Annotated in this window: 15 protein-coding genes and 2 pseudogenes; 4 read left to right on the top strand and 13 right to left on the bottom strand. The window is 37.8% G+C overall.

What is annotated here, in order from left to right; translation table 11 throughout:
* Nucleotides 1-69: 69 nt before the first annotated feature.
* Entirely contained in the window at nt 70-627 is a 558-nt protein-coding gene (locus NG743_RS15515) for a protoglobin domain-containing protein (protein WP_027403619.1), read from the bottom strand.
* Nucleotides 628-1,045: 418 nt separating this feature from the next.
* Here NG743_RS15515 and NG743_RS15510 point away from each other — a divergent pair, with 418 nt between their 5' ends.
* A complete protein-coding gene (locus NG743_RS15510; protein WP_193962816.1) occupies nt 1,046-2,884 on the top strand; it encodes a bifunctional serine/threonine-protein kinase/formylglycine-generating enzyme family protein in 1,839 nt (612 codons plus the stop codon).
* A gap of 44 nt (nt 2,885-2,928) precedes the next feature.
* On the opposite strand, the gene NG743_RS15505 is transcribed toward NG743_RS15510, so the two are convergent.
* From NG743_RS15505 to NG743_RS15495, 3 genes are all read right to left on the bottom strand, one after another.
* Entirely contained in the window at nt 2,929-3,609 is a 681-nt protein-coding gene (locus NG743_RS15505) for an SDR family oxidoreductase (protein WP_257120388.1), read from the bottom strand.
* Between the two features lie 52 nt (nt 3,610-3,661).
* Nucleotides 3,662-4,201, bottom strand: a complete 540-nt coding sequence (locus tag NG743_RS15500) for a PM0630 family protein (protein WP_257120387.1) — start codon at nt 4,199-4,201, stop codon at nt 3,662-3,664.
* A 75-nt stretch (nt 4,202-4,276) separates the two neighbouring features.
* Nucleotides 4,277-4,615: a hypothetical protein gene (locus NG743_RS15495; RefSeq protein WP_027403615.1), complete on the bottom strand. Its 339-nt coding sequence runs from the start codon at nt 4,613-4,615 to the stop codon at nt 4,277-4,279.
* A gap of 1,242 nt (nt 4,616-5,857) precedes the next feature.
* Between NG743_RS15495 and NG743_RS15490 the strand changes: the two genes are divergently transcribed.
* Entirely contained in the window at nt 5,858-6,226 is a 369-nt protein-coding gene (locus NG743_RS15490; protein ID WP_027403614.1) for a pentapeptide repeat-containing protein, read from the top strand.
* Between the two features lie 116 nt (nt 6,227-6,342).
* On the opposite strand, the gene NG743_RS15485 is transcribed toward NG743_RS15490, so the two are convergent.
* From NG743_RS15485 to NG743_RS15475, 3 genes are all read right to left on the bottom strand, one after another.
* The gene (locus NG743_RS15485) at nt 6,343-7,158 is read right to left on the bottom strand and encodes a DUF1838 domain-containing protein (protein ID WP_257120386.1); all 816 of its coding nucleotides are present in this window, start codon (nt 7,156-7,158) and stop codon (nt 6,343-6,345) included.
* Between the two features lie 551 nt (nt 7,159-7,709).
* Nucleotides 7,710-10,877, bottom strand: coding sequence for an efflux RND transporter permease subunit (locus tag NG743_RS15480; RefSeq protein WP_257120385.1), 3,168 nt, complete (start codon nt 10,875-10,877; stop codon nt 7,710-7,712).
* Between the two features lie 118 nt (nt 10,878-10,995).
* Nucleotides 10,996-12,327, bottom strand: a complete 1,332-nt coding sequence (locus tag NG743_RS15475; RefSeq protein WP_257120384.1) for an efflux RND transporter periplasmic adaptor subunit — start codon at nt 12,325-12,327, stop codon at nt 10,996-10,998.
* 423 nt (nt 12,328-12,750) lie between these two features.
* Between NG743_RS15475 and NG743_RS15470 the strand changes: the two genes are divergently transcribed.
* Nucleotides 12,751-13,155: a hypothetical protein gene (locus NG743_RS15470; RefSeq protein ID WP_027403610.1), complete on the top strand. Its 405-nt coding sequence runs from the start codon at nt 12,751-12,753 to the stop codon at nt 13,153-13,155.
* A gap of 505 nt (nt 13,156-13,660) precedes the next feature.
* Here NG743_RS15470 and NG743_RS15465 read toward each other — a convergent pair.
* From NG743_RS15465 to NG743_RS15445, 5 genes and pseudogenes are all read right to left on the bottom strand, one after another.
* Nucleotides 13,661-13,861: pseudogene (locus NG743_RS15465) on the bottom strand (protein kinase domain-containing protein); the annotation flags it as partial.
* Nucleotides 13,862-13,988: 127 nt separating this feature from the next.
* Nucleotides 13,989-14,312 (bottom strand): annotated as a pseudogene (locus NG743_RS15460) (protein kinase domain-containing protein); the annotation flags it as partial.
* A gap of 49 nt (nt 14,313-14,361) precedes the next feature.
* A complete protein-coding gene (locus NG743_RS15455) occupies nt 14,362-15,243 on the bottom strand; it encodes an ABC transporter permease (protein ID WP_257120383.1) in 882 nt (293 codons plus the stop codon).
* Nucleotides 15,244-15,393: 150 nt separating this feature from the next.
* Nucleotides 15,394-16,476: a polyamine ABC transporter substrate-binding protein gene (locus NG743_RS15450; protein ID WP_257120382.1), complete on the bottom strand. Its 1,083-nt coding sequence runs from the start codon at nt 16,474-16,476 to the stop codon at nt 15,394-15,396.
* Nucleotides 16,477-17,613, bottom strand: a complete 1,137-nt coding sequence (locus tag NG743_RS15445; RefSeq protein WP_257120381.1) for an ABC transporter ATP-binding protein — start codon at nt 17,611-17,613, stop codon at nt 16,477-16,479.
* 88 nt (nt 17,614-17,701) lie between these two features.
* Between NG743_RS15445 and mrdA the strand changes: the two genes are divergently transcribed.
* Complete coding sequence (mrdA, locus tag NG743_RS15440) at nt 17,702-19,480, top strand: penicillin-binding protein 2 (protein ID WP_027403604.1); 1,779 nt, start codon at nt 17,702-17,704, stop codon at nt 19,478-19,480.
* A gap of 383 nt (nt 19,481-19,863) precedes the next feature.
* Here mrdA and NG743_RS15435 read toward each other — a convergent pair whose 3' ends face one another.
* Nucleotides 19,864-20,502, bottom strand: a complete 639-nt coding sequence (locus tag NG743_RS15435; protein WP_027403602.1) for a histidine phosphatase family protein — start codon at nt 20,500-20,502, stop codon at nt 19,864-19,866.
* Nucleotides 20,503-20,561 lie beyond the last annotated feature (59 nt).

Below are 20,561 nucleotides of genomic sequence, written 5' to 3'. Positions count from 1 at the left end.
ACTCCCCCCACTCCCCCTACTCCCCCTACTCCCCCCACTCCCCCTACTCCCCCCACTCCCCTGCCCCTATTAATTTATTGATGCTGCACCTGTGCTGATTAGACGCTTTAATAAAGCGGATGACCAGCCAGTTTCTTTTAACACAGCCGAGGTCGAAACATCTACGTAAGACTGTTCAATAAAAGCTAAATCAATCATACAAATCCGCCCTAAAGCAGCTTTTAATTCCTCAGATTTGCCCTCAGCTTTCAGTTTCTTGCCTACTTCATGAATGACTGTAGACATGGCTGGAACAATATGCTGGGGTTGAATTCCCACCTTCACATGAACAACCCCAATTTGCCAACGTCGTTGGGCATAAACAGCACCCCAATCATCAATTCCTGTAAACATTTCGGCAAACCATTTGATGAATGTATCTGTGAGTCGCTGCATTCTGCCTTCACTAGCATTAATAATGGCATTCATTTCTGCATCACGCCCTAGATATTCATAAAAGTGTCCCGCCATTTCCGCTGCAATTTCTTCACCCCAGGCAGCATTGGCGTTCAAAATAGATTTGTCTTCAGCCGTGAAACCAAATCTATTTTCCATTGTCGTCATAAATGCTAGAGTATCTATAGCCATAAGTCATCCTTAATATCAGTATTTTTTGATGTGCCTGTCCTATGGATAGCTTTATACTATCTACCTTTAAAGTAAATCAAAAATTTGAGGAAGTTGTAAGAATAGTTATGAAATGATACATATTTCTGGCAATTATCGGGCAGTTACTCAGTACGGAGTCCCTAGAGGAAGGGAAAAGTCAGAATCTGTGCAACAAACACTACAGATTTTTCCTACTGATAGTGTTATTTATAAATAAATCATCTAAACTGTGATTTTGGTGATGAAGATGATTTTTTATGATTACCTATAAATTGAATCATAATAATCATTGAAATCAAATAACTCATAGTTTAGACAAATATAGTAATAAATATCGTTTTGACAACTTAATAATATTGGGGCTGAATTTTGACAAGATGCTATTTTCTCAACATTCATGCAAATTTGCCAAAATCCCAATTGTTCTAACCCCTTCAACCCGAAAACCTCTAAATCTTGTCTAAGTTGTCAAGAAAGTAACTTTGGGGAAATGCTGCGAAACCGTTACCGTGTTTTGAGGTTATTAGGTGAAGGTGGATTTAGCAGAACCTACGCTGCGGAAGATGTAGATAGACTGAATGCACCTTGCGTAATTAAGCAATTTTTCCCCCAAGTTCAAGGAACTGGACAACGTGCTAAAGCAGCAGAATTTTTCAAAGAAGAAGCTTTTAGACTGTATGATTTGGGCGAAAACCATGCCCAAATTCCCCGACTTTTGGCTTACTTTGAACAAGGTTCTAGTTTGTATTTAGTCCAGGAATTTATTATTGGGAAAACTCTTCTCGAAGAACTACAAAATCAAGCTTATGATGAAACCGAAGTTCGGCAACTTTTAGCTGACTTATTACCAGTTTTGGATTTTGTTCACAAACATCATGTGATTCACCGCGATATCAAGCCGGAAAACATTGTGCGTCGGGATAGTGATAGAAAACCCGTATTAATTGATTTTGGAGGTGCAAAACAAGTTACTCAAACCAGTATCGCTAGACAAGCGACAGCTATTTATACCCTTGGGTATGCCCCAACAGAACAAATGGCTGGGTTTGCTTGTCAAGCGAGTGATTTATATGCTTTGGGTGTCACCTGTGTACGCCTATTAACTCAAGATTTACCATTACAAAATGATTATGGACAACTTCAAGATCATCTTTATGATGCCATGAATGCTAAATGGTTATGGGAAGAACGCTTACGCATTAAAGGCATGACTATTAGTGATGAATTAAAGCAAATCTTAGATAAATTACTCCAACATTTTGCTAGTGATAGATATCAATCAGCACTGGATGTTTTAGATGATTTGAACTTTCCCAAATCTCCCGTAGCTATCAAATTTTCTTCCTTTCCTAAACCACCATTAGCACCACCACTTCCCCAAAAAGTTACTGTTCCCTTACCTCCCTTGTACAACTTTGATTTTTATGTCATTACCGTAGACACTTCTGGCAGAGAAGTTAACCGTGATAGACGGAATACTAAATATTTTAAAGAAGAATTAGGCAGAAATACAACCTTAGAAATGGTATCAATTCCCCATGGAACTTTTATTATGGGTTCTTTGAGTTGTGAAGGTGATGATGATGAACGTCCCCAACATCAAGTTATAGTTCCACCCTTTTTTATGGGGAAATATCCTATTACCCAATTACAGTGGAGAACCATAGCAGCTTTACCTCCAGTTAAACAAGAATTGCACCCTAATCCATCAAAATTTAAAGGTGCAAATTTGCCTGTTGAAAATGTCTCTTGGTATGAAGCTGTAGAATTTTGTGCCAGATTAGCAATTAAAACGGGGAGAGAACATCGTTTACCTAGTGAAGCCGAATGGGAATATGCTTGTCGGGCAGGAACTACCACATCTTTTCATTTTGGAGAAACAATTACTTCTGATTTAATTAACTGTAGCGGTAGCGATACCTATTCTATAGAACCAAAAAGTAGATTTCGGAAAGAAACAACTAATGTTGGTTATTTTGAAGTTGCGAATGCTTTTGGTTTATATGATATGCACGGATTAGTCTGGGAATGGTGTGCAGATCCTTGGCATAATAACTATCATGGCGCACCTACAAATGGTAGTGTCTGGGAAGATGGAGGTGATAAACATCGTCGCGTTTTAAGAGGTGGTGCATGGAATTTTAGTGCAGAACTTTGTCGCAGTGCTAGTAGAAGTTGGAATGAAGCAGACGGTGGTTTAAGAATGTGTGGGTTTCGGGTAGTATTTTCTGTTTAAATTGAATTAGTAGTGAGGACTTTAGTCCTCAAAGTTAACAACAACTAATCTAAATTAAATTCCACAAATTCCGGTAATCCTGGATATATCATATTCCGATCTATCGCTGAGAAAATTTTATTATTAGTATGATCGGAATTTAAACAGCGACAAACTAATTGGGCCACATCTGCACGATGAATAGTACCCACAATCTGAGGATTTTCGGTGATAATTCCGTTGTTGGTTGCTGGTTCTGATTTTAAACCACCAGGACGGATAATTGTATAGTTAAGTCCACTGGAAATTAAATATTGTTCTGCTTTTTCTTTTTCAATTAAAACTGGTTTGAGTGCTTCTAAAGCTTGGGGAGGTAAAGCCACCACACTATCACCACTACCAATGGAGGTCACGAGAATAAATTTCTTAACTCCTGCTTTGACTGCGACATCAATCAGGTTTTTATTACCGATATAATCAGGTTTGATATTATCTGTAGGTAAACCACCTAATGTACTGATAACGGCTTGAATAGGTTCATTTCCTAAAATTGCCTGTTCAATATCAGTTACATTTAACGCATCTCCTAGAATTGGATAAACACCCATTGCTTTTGCTGCCACAGCAGCAGCTTCTGTTCTCAACAGGGCTTTAACTTGAATTTGTTGTGCTATCAAATATTTAGCGATTTCTTGCCCAACACCGCGACTAGCACCGGCTAGAAAAATGGAAGATGAGATTAACATAATTAGTCTATAAAAAAGATGCTATACTTACATTTAGCACAAAACTGTCATTTCATAACGGAACTATTTCAAAGGCAAAAGTACCAATTAAATTTTCATCAATATAGACTTCTATTTGATGTTTACCCAAAGGATCTCCAGCAGCAATAGTCCAAAAGTTTTCAATTACACCATTCACAGGTGTTACTGTGCGGGTGGAAGTTGCTGTTTTTCCATCTTTCGATATGGAGAAATTTTTATTATTTTCTGTTGTCCAAGTTTCGGGGGCTTGTGGTAAAGTTAAAACTTCCCGCCATTTAACTTTACCTTTGATGTTACCTTGATAGTTGTTAAGTGTAATTCTCCAACCATAAGCATCACCTTCTTTTAATGGAACTGTAGTTGTTGGAAAAAAATTAACTTTCCCTTCTGGGTTGACTATCTTTACGCCAAATTCACTCTTATTAACAACTATTTGCTGATTAATAATTGGTTGATCATAATTTATTGTACTTCCTGCCAAAGCCATGTTAGACTTGTGGGAAACCGGAGTTATTATCGGCAATATCAAAGAAATCAAAACTAATAAAAACTGGAAATTTATAATTTTCATCAACTTTATTTTCTAGTAAGTAAGTAGGATACAAAATGTATATATCCTACTAAAAAAAAATATTTTTGGCAATAGTTAATCTTCATCAAGTGCAGGTAAAAATTCTTCAAATTGCCACAATTGATCTTTCTTTTCTAGAAACCAAATTCGAGTTTCTGTGGTTAATTTACCCCAGATTACATCAACAGGAACATGGGGAGAAGCATATTGAAACTCTTCACCAATAATTCTGAGATTATCCTCTATATTCCGAGGCATACCAAAATCTTCCCAATCAATTTTGACATTCCTGCCAGTAACTCCCGCAGTCGGATCAAAAACTAATTGTGCGGTTCTGATTAAATCAGCAAAGTGTTGTGCTTTTAGTCCAATTACTTCTTGGATTTGAGGTGATTGTTGAGGATCTTGAGACATTTTCGCTGGAGTTGTGTAGATGTATAATTTAGAAAAATTACTGCCAGAGATGATCCCAGTAAGTAATTGGACAAAAATATTTACAGTCATTGCGAGCGAAGGGAAGCAATCACAACCCTTGGAATTGCTTCATTTCACTTCGTTCCATATGGCTAACGCCACGCTACGCTAACGCAATGACATTGTGTAATTAATTCTGCCTCACTACTTATCCCCATTTTAGCTCAAAAAATCCAGAGAAAATCAATATTTCCAGCAATTCTCATTTTAAGGTTTTCTGAGATTGAACCCCTTGCAGTTACAGGGTTCTACAATTCTTGACGAATCTAGGAATCGCTGAAATGGCGCAGAATCGTTTCAAAATGAGTATCTTGTTTTTTCGTCGGGAATATCCTTAACCTTACCCCATATTTACATCACCCTAATAGATGTTTTTCCGTATTTACTTATACATTTTATATCAATATAAATTACTTCTATGATTTGTCATTTCAGTCTAAGTATAATTACAATAACTACAACATCTTTATACAGAAATGCTGCGATATTTACTATTTAGCCGTGTTTGATTAACTCCTATTTACTATGCTTCATTTTTAACTAGTGTCAGTTAAGAAAGTGTCACTCTCTACACTAGCCATTTGATTTTAAAAGAGATATTCTTAGTGAATGCAAGGAGTGATACCACTTCATTTTATATTTGTTACAATTTTCCTCGCGCTGCTTATACTTTCTGTTATTTGAGTCGCAGGTTTTAAATGTTACAATAGTAGTGAATTGGTAGAAAGTTATACGGGGAACGCTTGGGTTAAAAACTCAGGCGTTTTTTATATAGCTGTAAGTAGGTGAACACAATAAAACCAAATTGTGTAAAGAAACGTAAAATCGCCCAAACCCTCTTCACTAAGTAATTGGACAAAAATATTTACAGTCATTGCGAGCGAAGGGAAGCAATCACAACCCTTGGAATTGCTTCATTTCACTTCGTTCCATATGGCTAACGCCACGCCACGCTTACGCAATAACATTGTGTAATTAATTCTGTCTCACTACTTATTGCCTCTTGCCTCTTGCCCTTTGCTTTGCCATAACGACAATTTTCAACGCCAACCTACTTACTTCCAAAAATAGTATTAATTTACTAGTGATTGATAAGCGAAAATTTTTGTGCAAAGAACACACCAACAAATAATTTAAGCAGTATTCTTAGAATAGAGTTTTTGTGGCTCAAGTAGGTTAAATATGGAAGCTGAGGAACTAAAACGGCGTTATCTTGCGGGCGAAACATATTTTGTTTCGGCGAAACTAATCAAAGCTAAACTAATTAATGCTTATTTGCCAGGGATTAATTTATGGGGAGCGGATTTAAGTGAAGCTAACTTAGCTAAAGCTAAACTTTGGGGAGCAGATTTGAGTAGAGCAAATTTAGCCAAGGCAAATTTAACAAGAGCAAATTTATCCGGTGTTAATCTCACTGAAGCAAATCTTCGAGGGGCTAGGCTGCATTATACTAAGTTGTATGGCGCGAATTTAAATCGTGCATATTATGATGAAAGCACCAAATTTCCCAGAAATTTTGATCCTCTTAGTCACAATATGCAAAAGCTGTAATTACAGCGATTTTCGGGTAAATGAACCACATTTTTTTGTCTCACGTTCCAGACGCAGAGGCGCAAAGAGGAATCAAGAGTTTGGTCTAAATACATGAAGACTGCTGTAATTGTCAATTAAACTTCTTCTGGTGCTGGTATGGGGAATATTTCTCCAGCTAAATATGCGGAAAAATGCTTTTGAAAATAAAGCCAAGATGTCATATCTTCTCCCTCAATATAACTTTTTGGTGCTGCTTTATATAAAGGAACGCGAGTGTTAATCTCCTGTTGTAAAATTGGATGTAATTCTGTTAATCCACTAACTTTGTTACCTGTAGCACTATAAATTAAATAACCAGGATGTTCACCCATTTTCATCCAGGGCAACCATTGACCAATTCTATCCCAGGATATGCTTAATTGTGTGACTGAATTTAATTGTGAATTTTCTAAATCTGCTGTGGGAACAGAGATTTTAAATAATTCTACTGCTTGATAAATTCCTCCTGGACAATAATCAGCAAATTCGGGATTTTCAGCTAAAGGATTGGGATAATTAGGAAAGATGTCAAATACAAAATTAGTTTTTTCTCCGTCTAATTGCACAGGTAGTTGACCTTTAAATTGACCCTGAACAGGACTATTAGCAACGTGCATAACGGTCACTATTTCCTGTGTCCAAGGATTCTCCCATTTATGTAAAATCTCTTTGGTTTCTGGATTGAGGTAATAGGTTAATTCTCTAGAAGTAAAATCCCAACTATCTTCACCTGTGGTTATACACCGACTCACACTCATTCCCACGATTTTAAATAATAATTGTCGTTTCTCTCCAGGAATAAAACTATAAATATTTCCTGTCCAACTCAAAAAATTCGACTCATTGGCATCTAGAGAAGCACGGGTTTTAATCCATTGTTGAACATCTACTAATTGAGTTTTATCTATCATTATATATCTCCTTCAATACTAAAACAATTGTATTCAATGTTCTCTTTTGACTAATGTTGTGTTTACTTTATTTAACGTGAGTTCGACGAAAATAATTTTACCCCTCTCCAAACCCCCCCCTTTCCCCTTGTAAAGGGCTTGTAAAGGGGGGTAAGTAGTGAGACAGAATTAATTACACAATGTCATTGCGTTAGCGCAGCGTGGCGTTAGCCATATGGAACGAAGTGAAATCAAGCAATCGCCAGGGTTGTGATTGCTTCCCTTCCCTCGCAATGACTGTAAATATTTTTGTCCAATTACTTAACAATAAAAATCCCTAACCCTCCCCTTGTAAAGGGGAGGGTTAGGGAGGGGTAAAAAATATTTGATACATCAACCATAACTTTTCAAACACCCTCTTAAACAAACCTACAAGATTTAGACTTCAAGGTGGTACTAGTACCGCAAGGCGGAAGTCAAAAGTCAAAAGTCAAAAGTCAAAATGAAAACAGTATAGGCTTTTGGAGGATTTAGAATGGTTGGTTTATTTACGCCGTTTTGTACTAGAAATACTATCTTAATGAAATATGATCTTCTTCTTGCATTTCTAAATAGGGAGAATGATGAACAGGTTGCAAACGTTGGCGAATTGTACCAATGATAATATAAAGAATTGGCACAATAAATAAACTTAAAAAAGTCGCCACAAACATTCCGCCAAATACCGCAGTACCTAAAGATTGACGACTTGCTGCACCTGCACCTGTAGCAGTTGCTAGGGGAAAAATTCCTAACAAAGTCGAAAAAGCAGTCATGAGAATTGGACGTAAACGACCTTGTGCTGCTTCTACTGCGGCTTTGGTAATTGATAAACCTTGCTGTTCTCGTAATTGGTTAGCAAATTCGACAATTAAAATTGCGTTTTTACTGGCTAAACCTATTAACATGACTAACCCAACTTGGCAAAATACATCATTATTTAAACCTCGTAATGATTGTGATGCTAAAGCTCCCATAATAGCTAAGGGAACTGACAACATAATAATCAAAGGGTCAACATAATTTTCATATTGAGCAGCTAAGACTAAAAAGACGAAAAGTAATCCCAAACCAAAAATTATCGGTGCTTGTCCACCGGATTCTTTTTCCTGAGCCGCAATACCTGACCATTCATATCCCATGCTTGTGGGTAATATCTTTTTAGCTAGTTGTTCCATAGCTAAAGTTGCTTGTCCAGAACTAGTACCAGGAGCAGGAGAACCGTTAATTTCAATGGAACGAAATAAGTTGTAATGATTAATAGTTTGCGCTCCCGTTGTGGGAGTTAATTTGACCAAACTACTCAGAGGAATCATCTGATTAGTTGCAGAACGCACATTTAATAAACCAATATCATCAGGATTGGAACGAAACTGAGCATCTGCTTGGATGTATACCCGATATGTGCGGGAAAGAAAATTAAAATCGTTGACATATCTTGAACCCAAATAAGTTTGCAGGGTTTTAAAAATATCGTCAATAGAAACTTGTAGAGATTTAGCTTTGTTGCGGTCAACTTCAATTAAGATTTGGGGTGTGTTGGCGGTAAAGGTACTAAATACAGCTTGTAGTCCGGGGGTTTGATTTCCCTGCATCATAAACTGACCAACAGTTTGCAGCATAGAATTCAGGCTGTTAGTGCCGGCTATATCTTGTAATTGAAATTGGAAACCGCTAAAACTACCTAAACCGCGAATTGCGGGGGGGTTAACTGGGAAAACTCTAGCTTCGGTAATTCCTGAAAACCTTTTTCTTAAATTGCCAATAATGGCTTGTACTGATTGATTTGGTTGTTTTCGTTCGTCCCAGGATTTGAGAGTTGTAAAAATTACGCCACTGTTAGCGGTGCTACCACTAAAACCAAAACCACCGATCGCAAAAGTACCTGTAACTTCTGGTAATTTCAATATTTCTGCTTCTACCTCACTCATGACTTTACTGGTGTATTTGAGTGAAGAACCTTCTGGACCCTGGATAATGGTAATGAAATAACCCTGGTCTTCGTCGGGGAGAAATGCGGTGGGTACAGTCATGTACAACCAAGCGGTGAAACCTAATGAACCGATAAATAACAGGAGAATAATCGCTTTTATTCTCGTCAAAAATCTTAAAGAGCGCTCATATCCCCAACGCATGGCTTCTAAAAACCAGTTGATTCGACCGAATACCCAACCAAAAATCCCTCTAGGTGCGGGTCTTCGCCGCAACAATAAGGCAGAAAGAGAAGGGGTGAGGGTAAGAGCCAAAAATGTGGAAATGGCGATAGAAAAGGCAATCGTCAGGGCAAATTGTTTGTAAATTTGTCCAGTTGCACCTGGGAAAAAGGCGACAGGTACAAATACCGCCATCAATACTAAAGAAGTCGCAATTACAGCCCCAAATAGCTCTTGCATGGAGACTGAAGCCGCTTGTCGGGGTGACATTCCTTTTTCTTGAATTAAGCGAGAAATATTTTCTACGACAATAATCGCGTCATCAACTACCATTCCTGTTGCGAGGGTTAAACCGAACATGGTTAAGGTGTTGATGGAAAATCCAAAGGCTTTGACGAAGGCAAAAGTCCCAACTAAGGATAGGGGAATAGTGATCACAGGAATTAAGGTGGTGCGCCAATCTTGTAGGAAAATAAAGATGACGAGAATTACCAGAGCGATCGCCTCTAAAAGAGTTTTTATCACTTCTGCCAAAGATTCTTCTACAATAGTCGTGGTGTCAAATGCCACTTGATATTTCATCCCCGGCGGAAAGCTTTGCGACAATCGCGCCATTTCCTTTTTGACTAAATTAGCCACGTCCAAAACATTACTTCCCGGCGTTGGAAATATCCCCAGTCCCACACCCTCATTCCCCTTAAACCGCAGAAATGAGCTATAGTTTTGCGCTCCCAATTCCGCCCTTCCCACATCTTTTAACTTAATCAAACTACCGTCACCAGCAGTTTTAATTACAACATTGTCAAATTCCTCAACTTCCGTGAGCCTACTAACTGCCCTCAAGTCAATTTGATACATTTGACCATCAACGGCTGGCTGTTGTCCAATTTGTCCCGCACCTACCTGTAAATTTTGTTCCTTCAGGGCATCAATCACATCATCAGTAGTTAGATTTCGACTAGCCAATTTATTCGGGTCAAGCCATAGGCGCATTGCATAGCGACGTTCACCAAAAATCCGCGCCTCACTGACACCTTTAATTCGCTTCAGGGCATCTACTAAATATAAATCTGCATAATTACTTAAAAAGACATTATTTAAGGCTTTATTATCACTAAACAAACCGATCGCTAACAAAATATTGTTAGACTGTTTACTCACAGTCACTCCTGTTTGCTTCACCGCTTCTGGTAACTGGGGTTCAGCCGAGGTGACGCGGTTTTGCACATCAACGGCGGCAATATCCTTATCCCGTGAAGCATCAAATGTGACAGTAATCGTACTACTACCATCATTACTACTGCTCGAAGTCATGTATTTAATGCCTTCGACACCGTTAATTTGCCGTTCTAAAATCGTTGTGACGGTACTTTCAACAATTTCCGCACTAGCACCAACATAATTAGAATTGACGATAATCTGCGTAGGACTAATCTCTGGATACTGGGCTGTAGGCAATGTGGGAATACTGATTGCACCAACAAGTAAAATGATAATAGCGCAGACGCTGGTAAATACAGGTCGCTTAATAAAGAAGTTAACAAACATAAATTGGTAATTGGTGATTGATTAAGATTTACGGAATAACGAACCACAGAGGCACAGAGGACACAGAGAAATGAGGGTTTGAGAGATATTTTGCGTGAGTCCTATTGGTAATTGGTGATTACTTCTTTTCACTATTCCCTGTTTCTTCATTTTCAGGAATTATTGGTAGTCCATCTCTGAGGTTTTGTATTCCTGAAATTATCAATTTTTCATCCCGTTGTAATCCCTCAATTACTTGATAATCATTCCCCTTAATATTTCCTAACTTCACCTGTTTTTGTTTAGCTATTAATTGAGAACCACCTTGAGGAGATTTTCCAGCTTCGGCTACAAATACAAAGGTTTCTCCAGCGATTCGAGATATTGCTGTTGTGGGAACTAGCACCCCAGAACGTTGATTCCAAATCACCTTAGCCCGAATTGATTGATCAGCTCGTAGTTGCCCATTATCATTGTTATAAAGTGCCTTAACTAATATTGATTGAGAGTTATTAGTAATACTGGGAGAAATAAAGAATATACTACTATTGCCAATAATTTTACCTTGGGCGTTAATTAATTCCACTGGCAATCCTGGACGTAATTGTGTACCTTTTTCCAATGGAACCGGAATTTTAACGTCTAAAGGTCGGTTTTGGGTAATAGTTGCTAATGGTGTGGAAGTATTCACAAAATCCCCTACTTTAACGGGAACATCACCAACAGTTCCCGCAAAAGGAGCAGTTATTTTATAATACTGAAGTTGAACTTGTTGTTGTTTAATATTGGCATCAGATTGTTGTAAGGATTTTTCTACCTGGGATATGGTAGCTATTTGAGCTTGAATGCGGGAATCTATCGCCCCTAGTTGGGCTTTTGCTGTCGCTAGTTTGTTAGCATATAAATCTTGAGTCTGAAGAGATACAGCCCCTTGTGCAGCTAATTCAGAATAACGCTTATAATCTTGTTGACTTAAGCGCACATTGGCAACATTCGCTAGGCGTTCTGCTTGCAAAGATTTAAGAGTAGCGCGAACATTTTCTAGTTGCGCTTGTGAACCTCGACCAGCAGCAGATAAACTACTAACTGCGGCTTGTTGTTGTTGAGAATCTATTTGCAGAATCGCAGTCCCGGAGGAAACTGAATCTCCCGATTTCACGAATATTTGCGAAACCTGACCTTGAATTCTCGGTTGGAGGTTGACTGAACGCCGCGATTCCAGACTGGCTATATATTCCGTACTATCTTCAACTGTACCTGTTTGCACTGGTGATAGTTTAACTTTAACCCCTGGAGGTGGAGCATTAGCTACTGCTGAATTTGGTTTTTCAGGATTTAGCAATTTCCATGCTATCCCGCTGAGACCCCCAATTAATAACAGTGCAGCTAATAGTAAGCGCAGCCACCGATTTGACTTGGGAGGTGACGGGTAAATGTCTTTAATATCGGTTTGAGGCTCAGGTAGTGTCATGGCTGATAACAAGTTGACGGAATGAATAGTTAAAAATCTATGTGTATGATATTAATTTTGAAACTTCTAATTTATAATGAACAGACAAAAATATGTATCATCTAATTTAAATATACAGGCTTTACATTTTTTTACAATCTATTAGCAAAATAATTATCCTGATGATCAATTTCTGAATTTAGTCATAGAGAAAACATTATCTACTTTAGCTCACCTTAAATATAGAAATAGCCTGATTTCTTTGTCACTGTCTTGAACTCAGGATTTATGCCATTTAATGACTAGTAAGTTTGTTCTATTAAATAAGTGCTGATTAATGCTTGTTTCTCTTTGGCAAGTCGCACCCGGAAATAGGAAAATTGTCTAGGCTACTCTTTCCCTAGTTAGAATTTAACTTAAGCTGTTATTAACCTCAAAATCAACATGATTAATAAATTAACACAACGGTTATTGACTTTGGCTCTTATTTTTGCCATTACCTTTTTCTCCTGGGAAGTTCCTTTGGCTCGTGCTAGTCACTTATTCACCAACTCTGGAGAAATTAGCGATAATATCAAATTATCTGAATATGATTTTACTCCCCAAGAAAATCAAGCACTACAAGGGATTCGTCAGCGTCGAAATAAAGAGATTGCGGCAATTTTAGATTTATCTCAACGTGATTTGCTTGCTCATGAATTACACAATGGTGATAATATTGATCAAGCTTTGAAAGCATTAAATTTAAGTTCTGAACAACGAGAATTAGTAAATTCTATAAATGTCTTCACTAATTTGAAATTGAAGGGTATTTTTTCCCGTCATGGTTTACTTGATAGTCATAGATAAGGTTAGGGATTGGTAAGTTATGCCAGTTGTGGGAAATATGATTTTTCTGCAACTGGTAATTGTCAGAATCAGGATGTCCAGGATTGAAGGATGAACAGGATGAACGCAATCAATTGCAAAGTATTTAATAGACATATCCAAAAATTAAAGATACTTGACCTGAAAACCCTGTAGAGACGTTCCATGGAACGTCTCTACAATCTTTTTTGGAGATGTCTATTAAGTAATTGGACAAAATATTTACAGTCATTGCGAGCGAAGGGAAGCAATCACAACCCTTGCAGTTGCTTCATTTCACTTCGTTCGATATGGCTAACGCCACGCAACGCTTACGCAATGACATTGTGTAATTAATTCTGTTTCACTACTTATCGACGAACAAAGTTTTTTGCTGGTCTGGTTGCGGTGTTGACAATTGTTATTTTATTTTTTGGGAATATTAATATTGTTTATTCTTATCAATAGGAAATTGAGTAATCATGGTTAACCAAGAACCAACTAACATAGTGGGATTTCCTTGTAAATTAACTACTGTCCCCATTGATTCACGTACAGCACCAAAATCAATTAGCACTGGTTTCCCATCATGATGACGCAAAATTATATTATCGGGTTTAATATCACGGTGAATAATACGTTTTGAATGAACATATTCCAAAACAGGTAACAAAGATAGTAATATTTCTCTAACAGCAATCTCCGTAAGTAAGTAGGTAAAGAGAAAAATTTAAAGGTATGTGACGAAATGTAAATTCAATGAATGCCTTGCAAATAGGTTATTTCACGGTTTTTACAAAACTAAACATATATCGTTTTTATTATGTTTACCTACTTAGTCCATATTGTTGAATTTTTTCTGTAACAGTATCACCCTCAATTAATTCCTGAACTAAATAAAATTGATCATTAAATTGAAAATAAGCATATAAGCTAGGAATTTGATTAGATGTAGAACCAAGTTGTTCTAAAATTGCGGCTTCTCGCTGGAAACGTTCTTGGACTAATTGATAAATTTGTGTATTATTTTGAATCGGTTTTAACTGCTTTATTACACAACGACGTTGGGATGGCATTTGGGTATCTTCAGCTAAATAAGTTTCGCCAAATCCACCACTCCCCAAAGTTCTTAATATTCGATAGCGGTTATTTAATAACATAATTATTAGTTTATTAGGTTTAATTTCATAAAATTTGTAAAGTCAACAATTATTTAGTTTGATCAAATTTAATTACAAAAGAAATGGCAATACTCACCATCAAAATTAATGCCATACTCAATGCTGAACCGAAACCCCAATTTTGACTGGCACCCAAAAACTGATTATAAACTAACCGCGCAGCGGTCATACTCGAAGCACCACCCAGTAATTCTGGGTCTATAAAATCCCCTAACCCAGTAATAAAAACTAGCAGCGAACCAGCAGTGATTCCTGGTAAAACTTGAGGTACAGTCACTTTCCAAAAGGTTTGCACTGGATTTGCACCCAAATCAGCAGCAGCTTCTAATAGCTGCTTATCTAACTTTTCCAAAGAAGCATATAAAATTAACACCATATAAGGTAACAAGCTGTAACTCATGCCAATTAATACCGCTGAGTTACTGTTCAAAATATTCACAGCAGGTAAACTAAAACTGGCTAATATACTATTTAATAATCCGGTGGGACGTAAAATTGTAATCCATGCGTAAGAACGCAACAAGGAAGAAGTCCATAAAGGCAAAACAAAGGCTAATAATAACAAATTTTGCCACCGTTTTGGTGCTGTCAAAGCAATCCAATAAGCAACGGGAAAGCCTAAAATTAAGGTGATAATAGTAGTTCCAAATGCCAGAAAAAGTGAATTAAATATTACTTTTAAATAAAGTGGTTCAAAAATGCGAATATAGTTACCTAATCCACTGGGATTTACTAAATCACCTGGTCGAATATCTGGGACTAAACTTAATTCAAGAATTATTAATGTTGGCAAAACTAGCAACATTAATAACCAAATACCAGATGGTGCTAGTAATCCCCATGTCGGTAGCCAATTTTTCCAATCAGGTTGTAATTTCTCGATTTTTTTGATGTTGCTAGAAGATTCCATTTGCGAATTAGTGATTATATAGCGGTATGCACTTGAATGAGATATTAAGATTTACGGTAAAAGCCATACGGCAAAATAGTTTACTCCTTCTTTTTTCTTCTGAATCCTGAATGGGCGCAGGGCCTGCGCCCCTACTTCCTTAATCATTTTTTAAGTTAGTAATTGAGTCCAATAACGTTCATAAATCTCTTCAAATTTTCCTAAAGGAGTTAGACGTTCACACTTTGCTAAAAGTGATTGAGGAGGAAATAAATTAGTATTCTCTTGAATTGCTTTTGGTAAATTTTCAAATCCTGCCCGATTAGGAGTAGAAATATATAAACGTTCGGAAATTTTCGCTGCTACTTCTGGTTGCAAAATTAAGTTAATCCAGGCATAAGCACCAGCTATATTTGGATTAGATTTGGGAATGACAATGGTATCAGTCCATAATGAAGAACCACTACGAGGAATTACAAATTTGAGGTTGGGATTTTCCTTACAAATTTTGACGGCATCAGTAGAATAACACATAGCGATCGCTAAATCTCCCGCCAGAATCTTATTTTGCCAAGCGTCAGTATCAAAAGCGGCGATCGCAGGTTTTAATATCTGCAATTTCTGATATGCTTGTTTAACCTCATTTTCATTTTGGGAATTATAGGAATAGCCCAACATCCGTAATGTTGCACCCATTACCTCTCGCACATCATTGAGTAAGGTAAATCGTTTATTGAGTTTATCTTGATTTTGCCAAAGATACTCCCAATCTTCTGGGGCATTTACCAGTTGTTCTGAGTTGTATAATAAACCCGTTGTTCCCCAATTAAAAGGAAGACTATAACGATTATTCGGGTCATAAGTGGGATTATGAAATTGGGGAAATAAATTATCTAAGCCAATTAAACGGCTATGATCTATTTCCATCAATAACCCTTTTTCCGCCATCTTTTGTACCATATAGTCAGAGGGGTAAATAATGCTATAAGTACCACCACCTCCGGCTTGCAACTTAGCTAACATGACATCATTGGATTCATATACATCTGCTATTACTTTCACACCTGTTTGGGTCGTGAAGGTAGTTATTAATTCTTTATCTGTATATTGAGTCCAGGTATAAATATATAGTTTGCCACTTTGATTAGAGCTAATATAGTTTGACCCTATATTAGCTAGTCGCCAACCACAACTACCTAAAGACAAGGTAGAAAATGCCACCATTTTTTTGAGAAAATTACGTCTGTTAGTCATTTAATTTACATCTTGACTAATAGCTAAACAGTCAAATTTTTCCCACCAAGCATAAATGGGTGTATTCCTATCTGGTAAACTAGCATAAGTATTAGGTTGTAAAACATTGAGGTGAACACCATTGATTAATTCCACAACATAATTAACATGAGTCCCTAAATACATGACATTAATTAGCCGTCCCTCAAAACAATTTGTGAGTATATTAGTGGGATAAAGGGAAAGTTGAATTTTTTCAGGACGGACACTAACAACAACACTTTGAGCTATTTCTAGGGGAGTTTGTTCGTGACGACTAACAATCATCGTTAATCCGGTTTTAGTAGAAATTTTCATAGATTCTGCATCTACTTCCACAATTTCACCGCTAAATAGATTAGTATCACCAATGAAGTCAGCCACAAAAGGTGTTTGAGGACGTTCGTAAATCTCGCTAGGAGTACCAATTTGTTCTATTTTGCCTTGATTCATCACCGCAATGCGATCAGATAAACATAATGCTTCTTCCTGATCATGTGTCACCATCACAAAAGTTAACCCTAAATCCTGATGAAGATTGGATAACTCAACCTGCATCTCCTTACGAAGTTTTAAGTCTAATGCTCCCAAAGGTTCATCAAGGAGGATAACTGCGGGACGATTAACCAAAGCTCTTGCTAAGGCTACCCGCTGTTGTTGACCACCGGAGAGTTGACTAGGAACACGCGATCGCAAACTTTCCATTTTTACTAGCTTTAAAGCATCTGTAACGCGACTAGCAATTTCCGATTTGGATATTTTTTTCAATCGCAATCCAAAAGCAATATTTTCCCACACATTCAAGTGGTTAAATAAAGCATAACTTTGAAATACAGTATTCACAGGTCGCCGATAAGGAGGAACATCAGTCATTAACTGACCTTGAATGAGTAACTTACCAGCATCCACCCTTTCAAATCCAGCAATCAAGCGGAGCGTAGTTGTCTTTCCACAACCAGAAGGACCTAAAATGCTAAAAAACTCTCCCTGTCTAACATCCAAATCCACTCCGTGTACTGCGGGTTCTTGGTTGAAAAACTTGAATACATTACGCAATTCAACATCAAGTGGCTGTAGTGGTTTTAAACCTCTTTGATTCTGCATCGCAGTTCGAGCCATAATCTTCAGTAGAATACCCTGATATTTAATCTTGTTCGTTGTCAGTTGTTACCTGTTACCTATTTATCCCAAAAAATTATTTTGGTCTATGGCTATTTTACCATCATTACTTAGTATAACAAAAAATACACGCACAGTTGGACGTGGTGTTCAATCTACATTTGTAATTTTATTCACATTATTAATGTTATCTGGAATCGGCGCTAGATTAATATATTTACAAATTATCGAAGGAAAAAACCACCGCATCCGGGCAGAATCCAACCGCATTCGGATTATTCCCAAACAACCAGAAAGAGGTAATATTTTTGATAGAAATGGTAAATTATTAGCCAGCACCCGTTATCCCCGATCTGTATATTTATGGCCAATGGCACATACCAAAGCATCTTGGTCGGTGGTTGGTCCACGTTTAGCCAAAATTCTCGACACTCCCCAAACAGATATCGAGAAAATACTTGAACAATCTGCTGTCAATCCTTCATCACTAATTCGCATTGCTCGAAATTTAAACGAAGCACAGGTAACAGGATTAAAAGAGTATGAAAATGAACTACCAGGAGTAGAAATAAATACGGAAGCTGTTCGTTATTACCCTCATGGTCAAGAGTTGGCTCACATACTTGGATATACCCGTGAAGTTACTGCTGAACAGTTGCAAAAAAGGAAAGCTGAAGGCTACCGCTTAGGAGATGTCATGGGTCAAATGGGAGTAGAAAAAGCTTATGAAAAATTGTTAAGAGGTGAATGGGGCGGTCAGCAGGTAGAAGTTGATGGTAGCGGTAGACCTCTACGAGTATTGGGAAGCAAACAAGCAAAAGCTGGCAATGATTTGCACTTAACCATAGATTTGGATATGCAAATTTCCGCAGAAAAAGCTTTAGGTAATCGTAATGGCGCAATAGTTGCAATTGACCCTAAAAATGGGGCTGTCTTAGCAATGGTGTCTCATCCTACTTTTGACCCCAATATATTTTCTAAACAAAAACTTTCTCAAAAAGATTGGTTAACCGTTCAAGGTTCTGGACATCCTTTGGTCAATCGTGCCATTAGTGCCTTTCCTCCAGCCAGTACATTTAAAATCGTCACCACAACCGCTGGACTAGAATCAGGTAAATTTTCTCCTGATACAGTATTACAAACCTACGGTTCTTTAACTATTGGTGGAACTAGATTTGGTGAATGGAATCATGCTGGGTTTGGTCCGCTGGGTTTTGTAGGGGCTATGCAGTGGAGTAGCGATACTTTCTTTTATCAAATTGGTAAGCGAGTCGGTGGACCAACATTGATTGAATGGACTCGTAAATATGGATTTGGTCAAAGAACCGGGTTTGAATTTACTACAGAAGAATCTAAAGGTTTAGTTCCCGATGAAAATTGGAAACAGAAAGCCTGGAAGATACCTTGGAGTGTGGGTGATACTATCAATATGTCCATTGGCCAAGGGGCTTTACAAGCTACTCCTTTACAAACCGCTGTGATGTTTGCTGTACCTGCCAATGGTGGTTATCGAGTTCAGCCCCATTTATTGAAGGATAATGAAGAAGCTAAAAGCTGGAGAGAATCATTAAATCTCAAACCCACAACGGTCAAAGTTCTCCGGGAAGGATTGCGGAAGGTAGTTAGTGAAGGTACAGGTAAGGTACTAAATGTCCCCAATCTTCCTCCGGTGGCTGGCAAAAGTGGTACTGCTGAAGCTTGGAGAGGAGGAGTTAAAGAAAATCACGCTTGGTTTGGCGCTTATGCACCTGCGGATAAGCCAGAAATTTTAGTGGTTGCCTTTGCTGAACATTCCGGTGGTGGTGGTGGTAGTATCGCTGCACCCATGATTTTAGAAATCATGGAAAAACATTTTGCTCGAAAATAGGTAATGGGTAATGGGTAAATGGGTAATGGGTAATGGGTAATGGTAATAAGAATAATTATTTTTCCCTACTCTCTACCCCCTGCTTCCTGCTTGACATAAAAAAAGACCCTGAAATGATCTCCAGGGTACTTACACGTTTTTCAGGCATTAATAAGTTTAAGATTACTCAGCCTCAAGAAATATTGCTACTACCTAAAGTAGAGTTAATGGAAATATTTTGGCTTGAGGGTAAATAAGAAAGCGTTTAAAAAGTTTTGATTTATAGCAACGGTCAAGGTGGTTAGGACATGAGTTGTTCGTGTTAACGTACCGTAGGTATTCATGAAACTCTGTCCACAACAGGTTTTTACTCTGTGACTCCTGACTCCGTGACTCCTGCTATATTATGTTCCGGCACGAGAGCGAATATGATCTGGTAGATGATGGCGATCGCCTAATATTTCCAACAAAGGTCCATGCACATCAAATTTCACCATACTTACCGATGCGACCAAAATATTGACCCGATAACGATAGCGTCCCAAATCAATCCCCAGTAAACTGCAAAGCATAATCCGAATCGTGGCTTTATGGGAAACCACTAAAACATTACCTTGGGGATGTTTTTCTTGAATTTCCGCAATTACAGGCATAGAACGGTTAGCAATCTCTACCGCAGTTTCTCCACCAATAGGTGCATTCCAAGCGGGTTCTGTCAACCATTTTACATAGTTTTCTGCATAATTTTCTTGAGCAAACAATTTACTCTTAGTTTCCCATTGTCCGTAACTACCTTCTCTGAGTCCTGTCCTCAACTGCATCTCCATCCCAACAGCATCACAAAATGGCTTGGCGGTTGCAATTGCGCGTTTCATTGGGCTAACATAAACCGCCGACCAGTCCAATTTTTGATAAATATCAGCAAAACTAGATGCCATTTCCATTCCTGCTGGTGTCAAATCTGCATCAGTTTCACCACAGAAATTACCACTTTGACTAAAAGTAGTTTCGCCATGTCGCAGTAAATATAAATTGAGTGTCATAGTTTGTATGGCGATGGGGATAAAAGAGTTTGTGCAAAAATAAAATAACATCAATCTCA

It is taken from the genome of Dolichospermum heterosporum TAC447, assembly GCF_024584745.1.
Lineage (GTDB): Bacteria > Cyanobacteriota > Cyanobacteriia > Cyanobacteriales > Nostocaceae > Dolichospermum > Dolichospermum heterosporum.
The sequence above is the reverse complement of the archived record's forward strand: the minus strand, read 5'-3'. Positions and strand labels throughout refer to the sequence as shown.

What these genes read in the sequence shown, in the direction of transcription:
- NG743_RS15510 (WP_193962816.1), top strand. Translation starts at nt 1,046, where the DNA reads ATGCAAATTTGCCAAAATCCCAATTGTTCTAACCCCTTCAACCCGAAA.
- mrdA (WP_027403604.1), top strand. Translation starts at nt 17,702, where the DNA reads ATGGCTATTTTACCATCATTACTTAGTATAACAAAAAATACACGCACA.
- NG743_RS15505 (WP_257120388.1), bottom strand. Translation starts at nt 3,609, where the DNA reads ATGTTAATCTCATCTTCCATTTTTCTAGCCGGTGCTAGTCGCGGTGTT.
- NG743_RS15455 (WP_257120383.1), bottom strand. Translation starts at nt 15,243, where the DNA reads ATGGAATCTTCTAGCAACATCAAAAAAATCGAGAAATTACAACCTGAT.
- NG743_RS15495 (WP_027403615.1), bottom strand. Translation starts at nt 4,615, where the DNA reads ATGTCTCAAGATCCTCAACAATCACCTCAAATCCAAGAAGTAATTGGA.
- NG743_RS15445 (WP_257120381.1), bottom strand. Translation starts at nt 17,613, where the DNA reads ATGGCTCGAACTGCGATGCAGAATCAAAGAGGTTTAAAACCACTACAG.
- NG743_RS15485 (WP_257120386.1), bottom strand. Translation starts at nt 7,158, where the DNA reads ATGATAGATAAAACTCAATTAGTAGATGTTCAACAATGGATTAAAACC.
- NG743_RS15480 (WP_257120385.1), bottom strand. Translation starts at nt 10,877, where the DNA reads ATGTTTGTTAACTTCTTTATTAAGCGACCTGTATTTACCAGCGTCTGC.
- NG743_RS15515 (WP_027403619.1), bottom strand. Translation starts at nt 627, where the DNA reads ATGGCTATAGATACTCTAGCATTTATGACGACAATGGAAAATAGATTT.
- NG743_RS15475 (WP_257120384.1), bottom strand. Translation starts at nt 12,327, where the DNA reads ATGACACTACCTGAGCCTCAAACCGATATTAAAGACATTTACCCGTCA.
- NG743_RS15470 (WP_027403610.1), top strand. Translation starts at nt 12,751, where the DNA reads ATGATTAATAAATTAACACAACGGTTATTGACTTTGGCTCTTATTTTT.
- NG743_RS15435 (WP_027403602.1), bottom strand. Translation starts at nt 20,502, where the DNA reads ATGACACTCAATTTATATTTACTGCGACATGGCGAAACTACTTTTAGT.
- NG743_RS15490 (WP_027403614.1), top strand. Translation starts at nt 5,858, where the DNA reads ATGGAAGCTGAGGAACTAAAACGGCGTTATCTTGCGGGCGAAACATAT.
- NG743_RS15450 (WP_257120382.1), bottom strand. Translation starts at nt 16,476, where the DNA reads ATGACTAACAGACGTAATTTTCTCAAAAAAATGGTGGCATTTTCTACC.
- NG743_RS15500 (WP_257120387.1), bottom strand. Translation starts at nt 4,201, where the DNA reads ATGAAAATTATAAATTTCCAGTTTTTATTAGTTTTGATTTCTTTGATA.